Source organism: Micromonospora sp. NPDC049004 (genome assembly GCF_040649315.1).
Classification (GTDB): Bacteria; Actinomycetota; Actinomycetes; order Mycobacteriales; family Micromonosporaceae; genus Micromonospora.
The window spans coordinates 425,328-441,380 of sequence record NZ_JBEZFG010000006.1; the positions used below are offsets into that span (position 1 = coordinate 425,328).

Genomic DNA, 16,053 nt, shown 5'->3' on the forward strand with positions numbered 1-16,053 from the left:
ACCGGTACCGCCGCCACCGCCGCGCTCGCCCTCCTGCTGAGCCTGACCTCAGCGCGCGCATCGACTACACGATCCCGTTCCTGGACCTGAAGGACGACACGCGCCGCCAGATGCTCACCGACCGTCAGGCCGGCCAGTACCTCGGGCACCCCGACACCGTCCTGCTCGACGACGGCCGCACGATGTTCGCCGTCTACCCCATGGGCCACGGCACTGGCCAGATCATCCTGAAGCGCAGCGACGACGGTGGCCGCACCTGGACCGGCCGGCTCCCCACGCCGGCGAGCTGGGCGACCAGCAAGGAGACGCCGACCCTCTACAAGGTAGTGAAGCCGAACGGGACGACCCGGCTGCTGCTGGTCAGCGGCCTCCCGGCGAGCCCGGGTGGGTTCAAGACCGCGTACTCCGACGACAGCGGTCGGTCCTGGTCGGAGTTCACCCACCACTTCGCCGACGCGGGCTTCGCCGGGTTCGTCGCGCACGCCACGCTGGTGCGGCTGAAGAAGGCCGACGGGTCGTGGGACTTCCGGTACATGGGCGTCTTCCACGACGGCGGATTCAACAACTGGAAGACGTACCTGACCTTCGACGCCGCCGGCAACGCCGTCTGGAGCACGCCGACCCGGCTGCTCGCCGCACACAACACCATCGAGAAGTACGCCGGCCTGTGCGAGATCGAGATCATCCGGTCGCCGGACGGTCGCCAGCTCGCGCTGCTCGCCCGCGCGCAGCACAAGCGCACGAACGCCATGGTTGCCTTCTCCAACGACGAGGGCAACACCTGGACCGAGCCGCGCGAGATGCAGGGTGCGCTGATGGGCGAGCGGCACGCCGCCACGTACGACCCGGCCACCGGTCGACTCGTCATCACCTTCCGCGACATCATCCGCAACAGCGTGAGCAACACCGGCGCGTGGGTGGCCGGCGACTGGGTGGCCTGGGTCGGCACGTACGACGACCTGGTCAACTCCCGCGAGGGCCAGTACCGGGTGCGGTTGCTGGAGGACTTCACGCCCTCGGTCAAGAGCGGCGACACCGGCTACGCCGGCAACGTGGTGCTCCCCGACGGGACGTTCGTGCTGACGTCGTACGGATACTTCGACCCGGCGGACACGAGCTACCCGTACATCATGACCGTCCGGTTCAGCCTCAAGGAACTCGACGCCCTGAACGGCTCGTTCGACCCGAACGCGAGCTACACGCTCACGAACCGGGCCAGCGGGAAGGTCATGGAGGTCGCGGTCGCCGCACCGGCTGACGGCGGCGATGCCGTCCAGTGGGCCGACAACGGTGGTCTGCACCAGAAGTGGTCGATAGTTCCCCTCGGCAACGGGTACCACCGCATCGTCAACCGCCGCAGCGGACGCGCCCTCGACGTGGCCGGCAGCTCGACGGCGGACGGCGCGGACGTGATCCAGTGGACGTACTCGGGTGCGGCCAACCAGCAGTGGCGGATCACGCGCGTCGGCACCCACGTCACCATCACGAACCGCAACAGCGGCCGGGTGCTCGACCTCGACGGGACGATCACCGACAACGGCGCGGACGTCGTCCAGCGCACCGCCACCGGCGCGACCCGCCAGCAGTGGTCCCTCTCCTAGGACCGCCGTAGCAGGACGCCGCGGGCTGCTCCAGCAGCCCGCGGCGTCGCTTGCACAGGTGTACGGGGTCAGCCCCCCGACGCCGACGCCACAGCTCTGCCGGTGACCGTCAGGTCGGCCACCGTGGTCCACGGCCCCCGGCCACCGGCCTCGCTCAGTGCCCGCAGGCGCACGTACCGGCCGCTGCGGGCGGCGGTGAACGGCACCACCTTCTGCGTCGACGTGTCGGCGAAGGTTCCCGACGCCACCGGCGTGCCCCAGGTGCTCGGGCTGTCGGAGACGTACACCTCGTAACCGCCGATCCGGCCGTTCACTCCCCCGTCCTGGCGGGGCAGGTACCGCAGCCCGTCGACCTGGTACGTGGCACCCAGGTCGAGCTGGATCTCGTGCGGCAGGGGCGCGGGGGTGGACGACCAGGCGGTGTGCCAGAAGGTGGCCGTGCTCCCGTCGAAGGCGTTGGTGGCCGCGCCGTTCTCCGCGCTGGTCTCCTCGCTGTCGGCGTACACGAGTCGCCAGTTGTCGCGCGGGATCGGCGGCGGCGTCGTGCTCGTGCCGGCGACGGGCAGCACCGCGCCGTCGATCCGGGTCTGGAACGCGGCGCTCCGCGACCCGGCCTTGATCCGCAACACGCCGTCCGCGTAGAACCAACCACTGCTCGCCGAGTCGTAGGCGGCGCGAGTGGCGAGCGACGGCAGGGTCTGCCCGGCGACCGTTACCGCGCGGGGAGCTGCCGCGAGGTGCGCGGTGAACTCGTAGGAGCGTGACGACGGCTTGCCCGCGTACGTGCCGACGGAGGCGCCCACGTCCACGGTGACCGTCCCGGTGCCGGACGTCGGTGCCGTCATGCCGACCTGCTGGGTGGCGTACGCCCCGCCCTGGTAGGCGCGGGTGACGCCGTCGTCCTCGTAGAGGGTGAAGCTCGACGAGCCGCGCGGATACAGGTCGTAGGTGAGCGTGGAGACCGGCTTCTCGCCTGTGTAATTCATCTGCGGCCACATCGGCACGATCGAGCCGCCCTTGACGAACAGGGGCAGCCGGTCGAGCGGCGCGGCGTACCCGTTCAGGGTGAGCGGGCCCTGGTACACCCGCCCGGTCCAGTAGTCGGTCCAGGTGCCGGCCGGCAGGTAGATGCCGTCGCGCAGCTCGGTGTCGGAGACCACCGGCGCCACCAGGAACGCGTCGCCCGCCATGAACTCCCCGGACGTGGCGTTGCCCCGGGCTACCGGGTCGTTGGGGTACTCCAGCACCAGGGCCCGGGTCGACGGCACGCCTGTCACGCTGGCCACGCGGCTCATCGTGTAGTGGTACGGCATCAGCCGCATCTTGAGCTGGAGGTACCGGCGGTTGATCGACAGGTACGGCTCGGCGTACCGCCACGGCTGCTTGTCCTGGTAGCCGGCCGCCGGGTTGGTCGCGCCCCAGCCGGACATCGTCATGAACGCCGGCGTGAACGACTTCCACTGCAGGTCCCGCACGTAGGTGTTCGGGCTGCCCCCGAAGATCCCGTCGACGTCGCCGGTGGCGTAGTTGAGGCCGGACAGCCCGGCGCCGGCCACGGCCGGCACGGTCCACCGCATGTCGTCCCACCGCCCGTACGTGTCACCGGTCCAGACGACTGCGTTGCGCTGGGTGCCGGCCCAACCGTCGACGGTCCACACGTAGCGGCGCGCGTCGGAGTTGCGCTCGATGCCGTCCACCGCCTGCTGGACGCCACGGAAGGCGTTCTGGTAGCCGCCACCGACCCAGGCGACGTCGGTCTTCACGCCACGGGTGCCGGCGGTGCCCACCTCGTAGTCGATGGACGACAGGCCGGTGGAGGTCCACAGGCCGGTCTGGAAACCGAGCGCCTTGGCGCCGGCGACTGTCGCGGGCAGGTCGGTGTAGCCGCAGCCGTACCCGTCGTTGGGCAGGAACCAGCCCGACGGCATGTCCTTGGCGCGGGCCTCCCGCGCGTACGACAGCACGTCGGGGGTCCGCTGGTGCCCGGCCCGGTTGTGGTCGCCCTGGTACGCGGGGTTGGACGCGTTGAAGCAGTCGGCGTTGCCGAGTTCGAGGCCCCACATCGGGCTCAGGAACGGCTTGCCGGTCACGTCGGTGTACGCGCCGAGCACGCCCTTGAGCGAGTCACCCACGAAGTAGTACGCGTCGAACCGTTCCTCGTTGTGGGTGGTGGTCACCGGCGCGGTGAAGCCGTACGAGCCGGACGCCCACGTGTTGCGCAGGACGCCGTAGCCGTTGGTGGACAGGTAGAAGGGCGCCGGACTGGCGTTGGTGTTCTCCCGCCACTGGTTGTCCACGGCGATCGGCACCGTCTTGTCGCGCAACGCCCACTCCCCGAGGCGCAGGCCGGTGCCGTAGAACTGCTCGTCCGCGGCGCGGGCCAGCCGTTGCGTGGTGCGGCCCGAGCCCCAGTCGAGGGGTTGCGACTCCCGCCAGATCAGCCTCCCGTCCGGGCGCTGGACCTGCATCGTCAGGGGGCTCTTGGTGATCCGGATGACCACCGCCGCGGTGGCGATGCGAAAGGCGCTGCCCTCGTCGGTCGCCGTGCTGGCGACCGTACCGAAGTCGGTCCGTACGGTGATCTCGTTCGCCGCCGGTTCGGTGAAGGTGCCGTTGGGCGCGACCCAGACGCGGAAGATGTCCGCGCGGGCCAGGGTGAGCCGGATGCGGGCGGCAGTGCTGGTGGTGATGGTGTACGTGTTCCCGGCCCGGGTGAGGCCGGTCGCGCTGCCCGGTGTGCTCGCCCGGGCGGGTACGGCGTGCAGCATCGCGGCGAGCAGGATGAGGACCACGACGGCGGCCCGGGCGGACGTACGGCGGGTGGGCGCGGGCAGCGATGACCAGATCATCGTTTTCTCCCGGTGTGGTGAGGACGACATTCACAGAGACCGATGAAATGGAATGCTGCACCCGCTTGACTCAAGATGCAATAAGTAGCCCGCGATTTTGCATCGAGTTACATCTTTGCCAGGTGCCCGTGCTCACACGAGTGCGCCGGCCGACGATCCAGGCAGCCGACCGTCAGACCTGGAGGACCGTGACCCCGGCCTGCTCGACGAGGCTCACCTGCCGCGGGTCGGCCGACCGGTCGGTGATCAGGGTGTCGATGTCGCCCAACGGGCAGATCCGGTTGAAGCTGCGGCGGCCCAGCTTCGAGGCGTCCGCGACGACTATCGTCCGCGCCGCGCTGGTCACCATGACGTGGTTGACCGCCGCCTCGCCGTCGTTGTGGGCGCTCGCGCCGTGCTGGTGGTCGATCGCGTCCACCCCGAGCACGACGACGTCCAGCGCCACGGACGCGAGCATCGTCTCCGCGATCCGGCCGACCAGCTCGTACGACTGGGTTCGGGCCGTCCCGCCGGTGAGCACCACCCGGATGTGCGGACGCACGATGAGTTCGTGGGCGATGTTCAGCGCGTTGGTCACCACCGTGGCCGCCGACAACTGCCCGTCGGGGTCGGTGCGCAGCGCGAGCGCCCGGGCGACCTCGGTCGTCGTGGTGCCGCCGTTGAGCCCGACCGTGCTGCCCGGCGGGATCAACGCGAGGGCGGCAGCGGCGATCCGCTGCTTCTCCGATGCCTGCCGTACCGCCTTGTAGCGCAGCGGCAGGTCGTAGGAGACGTTGGTGACGACCACGCCGCCCCGGGTGCGCGTCACCAACTGCTGGGTGGCCAGCTCGTCGAAGTCACGACGGATGGTCGCCGTGCTCACGCCCAGCTCACGGGCGGTGGACTCGATGTCGAGCTGGCCCTCGACCGCGACCATCTCCAGGAGCCGGTGCCACCGCTCGCGCTGGTTCACGTCCCACTCCGGTCGCTCCGCCTGCCCATGCGGCCATCTTCGCATCTCCGGTGCGTGGGCAGTTCACGGGAACGACTGCGTGGGCAGTTCACGGGAACGACTGCGTGGGCAGTTCACGGGAACGACTGCGTGGGCAGTTCACGGGAACGACTGCGTGGGCAGTTCCCGGGAACGACGCGGGGCCGGTGGGCGACCTGCGCGGCCGCCGCACCGCAACAGGTCGCACACCGACCCCCACCACCCCGGGCCGACCGGTGGTCGCCGCCGGGGTCTGGCCGCCCGGGCGGCGTCAGGACGGCGTGAGCCGCCAGTGCTGGGAGGCGCTGCCGGTGTCGGTCTGCTGCACGATCGTGGCTCCGTTGGTGGTCGCGCCGCCGGCCACGGCCAGGACCTTGCCGGTCTGCACGTTGACGAGCTTCACGAACTCGCCGGACGCCGTCACGACCCGCCACTGCTGGTTGCCGCCGCCGGTAGCGGTCCACTGGATGACCCGCGCCCCGTCGGCCGTGGAGCTCGCCTCGACATCCGCGAGCAGACCCGAGCTGACGCTGGTCATCGTGGTGACGGCACCCACCGCGCCGGCCATCAGCCACGCCTGGTTGGCGCCGCCGTTGGGGGTCCACTGGATCAGCTGCACGCCGGTGACCCGGGACAGGTCCGGCACGTCGAGGGCCTTGCCGCTGGCCCGGTTGACCACCGTGTGGCGGACGGCGCCCGACTGGCCGCTCAGGCTGGCTTCGAAGGAGATCGGCTGGGCCTGCACCTGGTGCAGGTCGAAGACGACGATCTCGTTCGCGCCGACCCGCAGCCACGGCGCCGGGCAGTAGAGCCGCTGCTGGGGCCCCACCTTCCAGTAGCGACCCAGGTTGCGGCCGTTGACCCAGACCACGCCCTTGGTCCAGCGGGACATGTCGAGGTACGTGTCGCCGGTCTGGGTGAGGTTCACGGTGGCCTTGAAGAAGATGCCGGGCCGCGAGCTGTTGGTGAGCACCGGACGGAGGCCGGCCACGAACGCCTCGTCGACCGGCAGCAGGTGGGTCTGCCAGTTGGTCAACGTGCCGGTCAGGGTGCCCGCGTCGATGAGGGACACGCGTTCGGTGATGCCCTTGCGGTCGACGAGCGCCTGACCGTAGTTGTTGCGGCCCATGCCCTCGACCAGGATGTCGAGCGTGGGGCTGCCGCTCGCCGAGGTCTTCAACGCCAGCGGCGCGTCCTGCACCGTCACGCCGAGCGGCGTCGTGTAGGCCGCCGGGAGGTTGCTCCGGGACATTCCGCCCTGGTAGACGCCGTCGAGGAACACCGTCGCGTAGTCGCGTACCGACCTGATGTCCAGCGTCGCCCGGGTGTAGCCGGGCAGGACCCGGCGGTAGAGCATGAAGCCGGAGTTCTGGCCGTACATCTCCATCGGTTGTGGGTTCGTCTGGGTCGGCAGCGCCGCCGGCAGGTTGTCCCACAGCGAGGCGTACGGCGTGGGCAGCACCGCCTGCCCGCCGGTACGCACGATGGTGGGGATCGGCGCCGGCACGGCCGGCAGCGTCACCCCGAGGGCCGTGCCGATGATCTCGCGGTAGGTCGGATACAACCGTGAGGGGGCGCCCTGCTCGGTGATCGGCGCACCGTAGTCGTAGGTGGTGATGTCCGCCTGGTAGCCGGAGCCATTGTCGGCGGCGTTCGCACCCGCGGAGTACCCGAAGTTCGTTCCACCGTGGATCATGTAGATGTTGAACGACAGCCGGCCGGCCATCAGGCCCCGCAGCTGGCTGGAGATGTCGGTGTTCGAGCCGGCGAAGCCACCGTCGCCCCAGTGGGTCAACCAGCCCGGATAGAGCTCGCCGGACATGGCCGGGACGGTCGGGAAGGACTGCCGCGCGGCGGCGATGGCGGCGGCGTCACCACCGCTGAGCGCGATCGCGCCACCGGTGACGACAGTCCGGTTGCCCTGCACCTGGCCGAGGCCGTCCTCGGTGTAGAACGGTCCGGTGATCCCGGCCCGCAGCCACAGCTGTCGCAACTCCTCCAGGTAGACGGCGTCGTTGCCGTACGAGCCGTACTCGTTCTCGATCTGGACCATCAGGATCGGCCCGCCGTTGGCCACCATGAGCGGCTTGACCACCGCGGCGAGCGCGGTGATGTAGCGCGTGACGGCGGCCATGTAGTTGGGGTCGGCGGCGGTGCGGACGCGCAGCCTGATGCTCGGGTTGCGCAGCAGGTACGGCGGTAGACCACCCAGGTCCCACTCGCCGCAGACGTACGGGCCGGGACGCAGCAGCACGTACATGCCCTCGGCCTGGCACAGGCGGATGAAGCCGGCGATGTCCCGCCGATCGGTGGTGAAGTCGAAGACGCCAGGTCGTTCCTCGATGTGGTTCCACATCACGTAGATGGCGATCGTGTTCATGCCCATCGCCTTGGCCATCTGGATCCGGTGCCGCCAGTACTGCACCGGGATGCGGGCCGGGTGCATCTCGCCGCTGCGGATCTGGAACGGCTGGCCGTCGAGCAGGAAGTTGCTGCCGTCGGCGGAGAACCCGAAGGTCTGCGCCGCCGCCGCGGCGTTGGCCGGGCCGCCCGAGGTCAGCATCGCCGCGAACGGACTGAGCACGCCGAGGGTGAGGAGTTGGCGCCGTTCCATGGGGTCTCCTTCGGACAGGCGTCGCCGGCGGCGGTCGCGGGCCGTGGACGGGCCCGATCGCCGGGATGACGAAGGTGGTCGATGCGGTCGAGCCTGCCAGACGACGCAACATGATGTAAATATGTACGCCCTATCCGGCATCTTCGATCAGAGCGGCCGTCCACCCTGGACGCCCACGCCCCCGCGCACCGTCCCGCGTCGATCTATTGACGACCGGCCGACGTCCGGTTAGCGTCCCGACATCAGATATCCGACGTCTTACGCCCTACTTCCCCCGTTCGCACCCCCGTCCCCCGGAAGGAATCTTGTGTCTCCTGTCCGAGCACTGTCGCGCCGAGTGACAGCTGTCGTGGCCGCCGTCCTCGGTGTGGCCGCGATCCTGCCCGCCACGCCAGCTCACGCCGCCCCCGCCGGCGTGAGCGCCACCGCCAGCGCCGACTGCACGACCGGCCGGCTCAACCTGCGGCTCACCAACGGCAGCACCACCGCGCAGACCTTCACCGTCACCTGGCCGGGCCGCACCAACTCGCCCTGGACCCGGACTGTCGCAGCCGGCAGCAGCAGCAACGAGCTGTACTGGACCCTCCCCGCGGGCACCCCGTACACCCTGCGGACGACCACCCCGACCGGGCTGGACGACACCTCCGCCGGCATCTTCCACTGCGGCACCGGCATGTCCGCGCTCGCCAGTTACGACTGCACGGCCGGCCGGCTCCAGCTCGCCCTGGAGAACCGCACCACCACCGCCCGCGACTTCACCGTCACGTGGCCCGGGCGCACCGGATCCCCGTGGACGCGCAGCATCGCGGCCGGCGGCAACTACCTGCACTACTGGACCGTCGGCGCCGGCACCGCGTACACCCTGCGGGTCACCGCTTCCGGGTTCGACACCACGGTGCGCGGCACCGCCGGGTGCGGCCTGGCCGCCGGCACCCCGCAGATGAACAGCACGGCGGTGCTGACCACCCAGAGCGTCATCCGCAACCTCAACGGCGCCAACGGCCGGTACGACGGAACGGTGGCCTCGGTTCGGATCCCGGGCATGGCCGTCACCAACAACGGCACCGTCATCGCCGTCGCGGACGCCCGGGTCAACGGCTCGTACGACCTGGGTGGCGGCACCAACAACATCCAGATCGCCATGACCCGCAGCACCGACGGTGGACGTACCTTCGACCAGCCGCGCGTCATCCACGCGCCGGCCACCATCAGTGAGGGATCGGGCGACCCGAGCCTGCTGGTGGACCGCACCACAGGTGTCGTCTACTGCTTCTACACCCGCTCCCCCAAGCCGGGCATCAGCTTCTGGTCCGGCTCCTCGGGTCTCAACACCGCCGACGACCCGAACAGCCTGCACCTGCAATACATCACCAGCCGGGACAACGGCGCCACCTGGAGCGCCCCGGTGGAGCTGAACCCGACCATCAAGGTGGCGACCTGGCAGCAGGCGTTCTTCTCCTCCGGGCACGGCATCCAGAGCAGCACCGGACGCCTCATCCAGCCGTTCGTCTACCGGGACGCGGCGGGCCTCACCCAGACCGGCAACATCTACAGCGACGACCACGGCGTGACGTGGCGGCGCGGCGGACCGGCGGGCGGGAACATCAACGAGAGCAAGGCGATCGAGCGCGGCACCGGCGCGATCGTGCAGAACATGCGGCACAACAGCACCCGCAGCCGGTTCTACTCCACGTCCACCGACGGTGGCGTGACGTTCGGCCCGGCCACGGCCAGCGCCGTGCTGACCGACCCGCTGTGCAACGCCGACGAGATCTCCTACCTGCGCCCGTCCGAGGTGGGCACGAACGGCGCTCCGGTGCGCACCCGCACCGCCCTGTTCAGCAACAACGCCGCCCCGGCCGCGCGCAACGACCTCACGGTCCGGCTCTCCACCGACGACGGCGCCAGCTGGCCGGCCCGTGCGCTGGTCAAGCCGGGCGGCGCGGGCTACTCGACGATGGCCGTGCTGAACGACGGGACGGTCGGCAACCTGTACGAGGTGGGCGACACCGGCGGGATCTTCTTCGCCCGCTTCACGGTGGACTGGGTCAAGGGGGCCTGACCCGCGACCTTCCGTCCCCGGTGCCGGCGTTCCTCCGGCACCGGGGACGGTCCCGTCTTCCCGGTCAGCAGTCGAGGGTGCGGATCACGTCCCCGGTGTCCAGCCGGGGCAGACGTGCCGGCCCGGTGTACGGGGCCGGGTGCCCGAGGTTCAGCAGGAGCAGCACCTCGTGCCGACCGTCGGGGAGGAACTCCCGCTGGACGCCCGCGACGTCGAAACCGGCCATCGGGCCGGCGGCGAGACCGGCGGCGCGGACACCGACGATCAGGTAGCCGATCTGCAGGGTCGCGCTGAACCGGGCCTGCTCGACGCGCGCGGCCCGGTCCGTCAGCCACTCCCGGGCCTGTGGACGGTGCGGATACAGCTCGGGCAGCCGCTCGTGAAAGTCGATGTCGGCGGTGAGGATCGCGGTCAGCGGCGCGCTGGCCGTCTTGGCCCGGTTGGCGCTGGACAGGTACGGCAGCAGCCGGGCCCGGGACTCCGGCGAGCGCAGCAGCAGCATCCGCAGCGGCTGGCCGTTGTACGCGGTCGGCCCGTACCGGATCAGCTCGTGGATCGCCGCTATCTGCGCGTCGGTGACCGGTTCGTCGGTGAACACCTCGGCCGTTCGGGCCGCCCGGAACAGCAGGTCCTGGGCGGCCCGGTCCAGCGCGAGCAGGTCGGACGTGGTCGGTGCGGTCATGCTGGCGCTGCCGTGGTGTACCCACCCCGGTGGTGCACCAGCGGGGCACCGTCGCCGCCGTCGCTCAGGGCGAGCGGTTCGGCGATCACCAGCGTGTGGTCGCCGGCCGGGACGCGGTGCACCACCCGGCAGAGCAGCCGGGCCAGCACCCCGCTCAGCAGCGGCACCCCGAACGGACCGGGTGTCCAGTCCGGGTAGGCGGCGAACCGGTCGATGCCGCTGGTGGCGAAGACCGTCGCGGCTTCCCGCTGCCGCGCGGCCAGCAGATGGACCGCGACGTGCTCGGCGCGGGCCAGCACCGGCCAGCTCGACGACGCCGTGCCGAGGCAGAACGAGACGAGCGGCGGATCCAACGAGACCGAGGTGAACGAGGTGGCGGTGAACCCGGCCCGCACGGGTGCGCCGATCCCACCCAGGCAGGCCGGGTCGGTGGTCCGGGCCACGGCGGTGACCACCGTGACGCTGGTGGCCTGCCGGCGCAGCAGCGCGCGGAACAGGTCCCGGTCCACCGGTCGCAGCTCGGTCGCGTCCGTTGTCGGACGCTCCACGGTGGTCACGCCGGCACCAGGGTCGGCGCGGCGTACGAGCTGGCCGGCCGGGGCAGGCCGGTGAGGTCGATGCCGAGCATCCCGGAGAGCTGCGCGAGGGCGTACTCGGGGACGATCAGCTCCTCCAACTCCGCGGCGAGCGTCCGTGCCTCGGCCTCGGTGCCACCGATTACGGGCGCGATGCCGGGCAGCACCTTCACCAGGTCGGGGTCCCGGCCGGCGGCGGTGACCTGGCGGCGCAGCTCGGCGTGGGCCACCTCGTGCACCCGGTCGGTGTCGGCGAAGATCCCGCCGGAGGTGTCGAAGACCAGCGCGTCGTCATCCCAGCCGTCCCAGAGCCGGTCGACGTGCACGCAAGCGATGAGGAGGAGCTCATCCCGCTGCGACATGACCTCATGCTGCCGCCGGTCGCAGCGACCGGTCAACGGTCTTCCAGAAGGTGAGACTTTCATCGCCAGCGATGTTACGAAGCGTCTCTAGCAGCGTTTACCGCCGCGCAACACCTATCTGATGAATAGAGATTGCCGCCTCGTGCCGCAGCACCGTCCACCGGGGACGGCGAGGGGGTTTCGGATTTCGTCCGTTCGGGCATGTTCGATCTCGACACGGCAGGGAACGGTGACGAGGGGAGACCTCCGATGGGCCTCATGTTTCGCAAGCGCAAGAAGTACGGTCCGATCATCCTGAACTTCACCGAGAACGGCTTCTCCTCGTGGAGCATCAAGATCGGGCGCTGGTCCTGGAACTCGAAGGCCCGGGCGCACCGCGTCGACCTGCCGGGTCCGCTGTCCTGGAAGCAGGACAAGTCCCGGTCGTAGCGTCCCGGGAGTCGAGCGGGGTGCCGGTGATTCACCGGCACCCCGCTCGGCGTCCACCCCACCCGCACCCGCCCGCGCACCCCTCCCCGCCCCTCCCCGCCCGCGCCCCGCCCCGCCCCGCCGATCTTGCAGTTTCGGTCTTTGTTTTGGGCGGTATCTCCGGTATGCCGGGACAGAAAGTGCAAGATCGCGGGGGCCTCAGCGCGTGGGCGTGATGATCTCGTCGCCGGCCAGGCGGCCCGTGTCGCGCTCGCGGCGTACGTCGCCCGCCTCGACCAGGTTGGCCAGCGCGCGGTTGGCGTCCGCGGCACGGTAGACAGTTGCGGTGAGGGTGTGCCGGCGCAGCTCGGTGACCGGCCGTGGCCCGCCCCGGCGCAGCTCGGCCAGCAGTTTTCCGGCCAGCGGTTCCAGGGCCGGATCCCCGGCCACGTCCACCGGCGGAACCGTCGGGTCGGCGGGGTCGCGGTAGCGCACACCGAGGTCCGCGCCGACCGTCCAGAGCGCGTCACGCACCGCCTCCAGACTGCGGTCCGAACGGCTGCCGAACGCGACCACGCCGGCCGCAGCGTCATCCGTCGTGCCGGCCGGAGCTTGCGCGCCGGCCGCAGCGTCGGTCGGGAGCACCGGCGCCACCTCGGCGACCAGCGGGAATCCGGCGGCGACGAGGGCCGCACGGGCGACGTCGCCGGCGTGCAGCAGCACCTCGCCGGTGCGGCCGTTGGCGGCGGCGCCGAGCAACTGCGGGGACACCTGGCCGGGCAGGTCCAGGAAACAGAACAGCGGCGACCCGGCCGCGCCGGCCGCCTTCACCGCGACCGGCAGCCGGTCCGGACCGCCGGGCAGCAGGTGCACGGTCACCTCGGCAGGCAACTCCGCCTCGATCGGCCCGAGCCGGGCCGGCAGGTCGGCAGCGTCGTCGGCCAGCACCAACACCGTCACCTGCCGACCCCGCACCTGGGCGGCGTGGCCGGCGACCACCCGCAGCACCGCCTCGGCCGCGCCGCCGTCGGCACCGGCCCAGGCCAGCGCGATGGTTGCCCGCCGGGAGCGGTGCAGGGCGGCGGGCAACCAGGTCGTCACCTGACGGACCAGCAGCTCACGAAGGAAGTCGGTGGTCCGGTTGGTCGGCATCGGTCCGTTCTACCCTATGGCCGGCTCAGGCCGGCACGGAGATCCCCACGCCACCGCGGGTCTGCCCGCCGTAGCGCTGCCGCTCGGCGTCCAGGTCGAGCCGACCGATCTGCTTGCGGGCGGCCAGGGCGGTGTCGTCGAGCAGGTCGGCCGGGATCAGCCAGACCACCTCGAACTCCAGGCCGTCCGGGTCCTGGCCGTAGAGGCTCTTGGTGGTGCCGTGGTCGGACGTGCCGACCAGCGCCCCGGCGGCGGCGAGCCGCTCGGCGGTGGCGGCCAGCTCGTCGAGGGTGTCGACCTCCCACGCCAGGTGGTAGAGCCCGACGGTGGCCCGGCCGGCGGTGGAGCGGCCGGCCGCCGCGCCGATCTCGAACAGGCCGAGGTCGTGGTCGTTGGTGGAGTCCGGGGCTTGGAGGAAGGTGGCGCCCCGGAAGCCGTCCGGGGTCATCGCCACCGGGCGGAAGCCCAGCACGTCGCGGTAGAAGGCGACGCTGCGGGCGAGGTCACTGACGTAGAGGACCGCGTGGTTGAGTCGGTGGATGCCCATGGCCCCAGACTAGCGCGATTTAGTTGAGCGTTCAACCACTGCAGGTATGATGGTCGTCATGACCCGCTGGTTGGACCCCGATGAGCAGCGCACCTGGCGGGCGTTCCTCGCCGCCTCCCGGGCGCTGATGGACACGCTCGACCGCGAGCTGCAACGCGATGCCGGCATGCCGCACGCCTACTACGAGATCCTGGTCCGGCTCTCCGAGGCCCCGGGCCGGCAACTTCGGATGAGCGACCTGGCCGACGCGGCGGGGTCGTCCCGCAGCCGGCTCTCGCACGCCGTGGCCCGCCTCGAGGCGGCCGGCTGGGTGCGCCGCGAGGACTGCCCCACCGACCGGCGCGGGCAGATCGCGGTGCTCACCGACGACGGTTTCGCCACCCTCGCCGCCGCCGCCCCCGGCCACGTCGAGGGGGTACGCCGACACCTGTTCGACCCGTTGAGCCCGGCCCAGGTCGACCAGTTGCGCCGGATCAGCGAGACGTTGGCCGAGCACCTGAGGAGATCCTGACCGATCGACACCGGCGCGGGTCTTGTACTTACCGTCGTCGGATGAGCACGATGGGGCGTGTCCTCCGGCTTCGACGAGTTGACTGACCAGGCGCACCACCTCGTGTCCACTGGCGACGTGGCTGGCGCGCAACGGCTGCTCTCCGACGCGCTCACCGACGCCGACCCCCGCCCGGCCAACGCCACGCCCGAGCTGGCCGAGGCGGCCAGCCTCCAGGCGCGGGTGCTCGTCGCCCTGGGCGAGCCGCACTCCGCCCGAGGCTGGGCCGCCTTCGCGTACGCGGCCACCACCCGGTTGCACGGTCGCTCCGACCCTCGCACGGTGGCCGCCGCGGCCACCCTGGCCGCGGTGCTGCACCGGGTCGGCAGCCACTCCCGGGCCGCCCGGCTGTACCAGGAAGTCATCATCGAGCTGACCGCGCAGGACGGGCCCGAGTCGCTGCGGGTGCTGGCCGCACACGCCGATCTGGCCACCGTCGAGTACGCCCGGGGCCAGTGCACGGTGGCCCGCGACCGCCTCCAGGACGCCTGGGAGCTGCACCGCGAGGTGTACGGCGACGGTCACCCCAGCGGAATCAAGATGCTGGCCCGGCTCGGTGCCATGCAGCGCGACTGTGGGCAGTTCGCCGAGGCGCACGACAACCTGGCGCTGGCCCGCGAGCTGTGCCGGCAGCACCTGGCCGCCGACGATCCGCTGGCGCTGCAGGTGGCGGCTCTTGCCCGGGCGGCGGCCAACCCCGACCATGTCTGCGCCGACGACGCACCCGCCGACCGGGACGCCCCGGTGGTGCCCGCCGCGCGTACCGCGCCGCACAGCGACCGGCCGGTCGAGTCCGCGTACCACCCACCCGCGCCCCCGCCCCGCCCGGTGGACCCGGGGGTGACCGGTCCGGTCGAGCACGACGACGAGGGCCGGCCGGTGCACGGGGTCGGCTCGGTGCCGAACCCGCGGGTGCCGGCCGACGAGCCGGACGGGTCGCCGGGTTTCCGCTGGCCACCGGACCCGACGGACGACCCCGTCCCGCACTCCACGGTTCCGCCGGTGCCCCCGTCGGTGGCCGGGTTCACGGGCGGCACCGAGGAGACGTCCGGCGTCTACCGGCTGCACCGCCCCGGCGCGTCGGCCCAGCCGGACCAACCGGCGCAGCCGTACGCCCCGCTGGAGCCGTACACGCCGTCCCGGCTGTTGCCGGTGCCCGTGCACCGGGCGAAGACGTCGCCGCGCAGCCGGCTGGTGCCGGTACTGGTGGCCGGCGTCGTCGTGGTGCTGCTGGGCACGGCGGCGGTGATCGCCGGGGTGGCGCGGGTCGGCGACGGGGACGACCCGAAACCCGGGCCGGACAGGGGCTCCCCCAGCACCGGCCCGAGCGGCACGGGTGCGCCGGCCGCCACCGGCACCGCTGCCGCCGGCACGGCGGCGCCGGTCGCCGCTCCCGGCACCCCGCCCGGGGCGGTGAGTCTGCGCGACAACCGGGACAACATCGCCCTGCGCTGGACGTACCCGGCCGGCGGCGAGGGACCGGTGGTCGTGTCGGCCGGCCGGGCCGGGCAGGAGAAGACGGCGATCGCCACGCTGCCCGCCGGCACCGACAGCTACATCGTCTACGCGCTGAACCGCGCCAACGACTACTGCTTCACCGTGGCTGTCGTCTGGTCCACCGACACCGTCGCGAGCGCCAACCAGGTCTGCACCGAGCGCCGCTGACGACCCGACCGACTCG

The 16,053-nt window shown here is 71.5% G+C and carries 13 protein-coding genes; 5 read left to right on the top strand and 8 right to left on the bottom strand.

Translation table 11 applies throughout. From position 1 onward, the window contains the following. Window positions 1–110 precede the first annotated feature (110 nt). Window positions 111–1,601 (top strand): RICIN domain-containing protein, encoded by a 1,491-nt coding sequence (locus tag AB0B97_RS20635; protein WP_357495562.1) that lies wholly within the window; start codon window positions 111–113, stop codon window positions 1,599–1,601. 68 nt (window positions 1,602–1,669) lie between these two features. On the opposite strand, the gene AB0B97_RS20640 is transcribed toward AB0B97_RS20635, so the two are convergent. From AB0B97_RS20640 to AB0B97_RS20650, 3 genes are all read right to left on the bottom strand, one after another. Continuing rightward, window positions 1,670–4,450 carry a discoidin domain-containing protein gene (locus AB0B97_RS20640; protein WP_357495564.1) on the bottom strand — a complete coding sequence of 927 codons (2,781 nt, stop codon included), beginning with the start codon at window positions 4,448–4,450 and terminating at the stop codon, window positions 1,670–1,672. Window positions 4,451–4,622: 172 nt separating this feature from the next. Beyond that, window positions 4,623–5,402 carry a DeoR/GlpR family DNA-binding transcription regulator gene (locus AB0B97_RS20645; RefSeq protein WP_234581657.1) on the bottom strand — a complete coding sequence of 260 codons (780 nt, stop codon included), beginning with the start codon at window positions 5,400–5,402 and terminating at the stop codon, window positions 4,623–4,625. A 289-nt stretch (window positions 5,403–5,691) separates the two neighbouring features. Next, window positions 5,692–8,034 (bottom strand): beta-galactosidase, encoded by a 2,343-nt coding sequence (locus tag AB0B97_RS20650; protein ID WP_357495567.1) that lies wholly within the window; start codon window positions 8,032–8,034, stop codon window positions 5,692–5,694. Window positions 8,035–8,371: 337 nt separating this feature from the next. Between AB0B97_RS20650 and AB0B97_RS20655 the strand changes: the two genes are divergently transcribed. After that, window positions 8,372–10,096, top strand: coding sequence for an exo-alpha-sialidase (locus AB0B97_RS20655; RefSeq protein WP_357495569.1), 1,725 nt, complete (start codon window positions 8,372–8,374; stop codon window positions 10,094–10,096). Between the two features lie 64 nt (window positions 10,097–10,160). Here the strand turns inward: AB0B97_RS20655 and AB0B97_RS20660 are convergent, their stop codons facing one another. From AB0B97_RS20660 to AB0B97_RS20670, 3 genes are read right to left on the bottom strand one after another with little or no spacing between them, the layout of a single operon-like run. Further along, a complete protein-coding gene (locus AB0B97_RS20660; RefSeq protein ID WP_357495571.1) occupies window positions 10,161–10,778 on the bottom strand; it encodes a malonic semialdehyde reductase in 618 nt (205 codons plus the stop codon). Then, window positions 10,775–11,335 (bottom strand): flavin reductase family protein, encoded by a 561-nt coding sequence (locus tag AB0B97_RS20665; protein ID WP_357495573.1) that lies wholly within the window; start codon window positions 11,333–11,335, stop codon window positions 10,775–10,777. The genes AB0B97_RS20660 and AB0B97_RS20665 overlap by 4 nt, the downstream gene beginning before the upstream one ends. After that, window positions 11,332–11,715: a hypothetical protein gene (locus AB0B97_RS20670; RefSeq protein WP_357495575.1), complete on the bottom strand. Its 384-nt coding sequence runs from the start codon at window positions 11,713–11,715 to the stop codon at window positions 11,332–11,334. The genes AB0B97_RS20665 and AB0B97_RS20670 overlap by 4 nt, the downstream gene beginning before the upstream one ends. 249 nt (window positions 11,716–11,964) lie before the next feature. Between AB0B97_RS20670 and AB0B97_RS20675 the strand changes: the two genes are divergently transcribed. After that, window positions 11,965–12,144, top strand: a complete 180-nt coding sequence (locus tag AB0B97_RS20675) for a DUF4236 domain-containing protein (RefSeq protein WP_030333600.1) — start codon at window positions 11,965–11,967, stop codon at window positions 12,142–12,144. A gap of 198 nt (window positions 12,145–12,342) precedes the next feature. Here AB0B97_RS20675 and AB0B97_RS20680 read toward each other — a convergent pair whose 3' ends face one another. Together AB0B97_RS20680 and AB0B97_RS20685 are read right to left on the bottom strand one after the other, a co-directional pair. Then, window positions 12,343–13,275, bottom strand: a complete 933-nt coding sequence (locus tag AB0B97_RS20680) for a hypothetical protein (RefSeq protein ID WP_357495577.1) — start codon at window positions 13,273–13,275, stop codon at window positions 12,343–12,345. 25 nt (window positions 13,276–13,300) lie between these two features. Continuing rightward, a complete protein-coding gene (locus AB0B97_RS20685) occupies window positions 13,301–13,822 on the bottom strand; it encodes a VOC family protein (protein WP_357495579.1) in 522 nt (173 codons plus the stop codon). A gap of 49 nt (window positions 13,823–13,871) precedes the next feature. Between AB0B97_RS20685 and AB0B97_RS20690 the strand changes: the two genes are divergently transcribed. Continuing rightward, entirely contained in the window at window positions 13,872–14,333 is a 462-nt protein-coding gene (locus tag AB0B97_RS20690) for a MarR family transcriptional regulator (RefSeq protein WP_357495706.1), read from the top strand. A gap of 57 nt (window positions 14,334–14,390) precedes the next feature. Beyond that, entirely contained in the window at window positions 14,391–16,037 is a 1,647-nt protein-coding gene (locus AB0B97_RS20695) for a tetratricopeptide repeat protein (protein ID WP_357495581.1), read from the top strand. Window positions 16,038–16,053: the final 16 nt, after the last annotated feature.

Coding starts and splice junctions, on each gene's coding strand:
- AB0B97_RS20660 (WP_357495571.1), bottom strand. CDS start 10,778: ATGACCGCACCGACCACGTCCGACCTGCTCGCGCTGGACCGGGCCGCC.
- AB0B97_RS20670 (WP_357495575.1), bottom strand. CDS start 11,715: ATGTCGCAGCGGGATGAGCTCCTCCTCATCGCTTGCGTGCACGTCGAC.
- AB0B97_RS20680 (WP_357495577.1), bottom strand. CDS start 13,275: ATGCCGACCAACCGGACCACCGACTTCCTTCGTGAGCTGCTGGTCCGT.
- AB0B97_RS20635 (WP_357495562.1), top strand. CDS start 111: ATGCTCACCGACCGTCAGGCCGGCCAGTACCTCGGGCACCCCGACACC.
- AB0B97_RS20685 (WP_357495579.1), bottom strand. CDS start 13,822: ATGGGCATCCACCGACTCAACCACGCGGTCCTCTACGTCAGTGACCTC.
- AB0B97_RS20690 (WP_357495706.1), top strand. CDS start 13,872: ATGGTCGTCATGACCCGCTGGTTGGACCCCGATGAGCAGCGCACCTGG.
- AB0B97_RS20675 (WP_030333600.1), top strand. CDS start 11,965: ATGGGCCTCATGTTTCGCAAGCGCAAGAAGTACGGTCCGATCATCCTG.
- AB0B97_RS20640 (WP_357495564.1), bottom strand. CDS start 4,450: ATGATCTGGTCATCGCTGCCCGCGCCCACCCGCCGTACGTCCGCCCGG.
- AB0B97_RS20650 (WP_357495567.1), bottom strand. CDS start 8,034: ATGGAACGGCGCCAACTCCTCACCCTCGGCGTGCTCAGTCCGTTCGCG.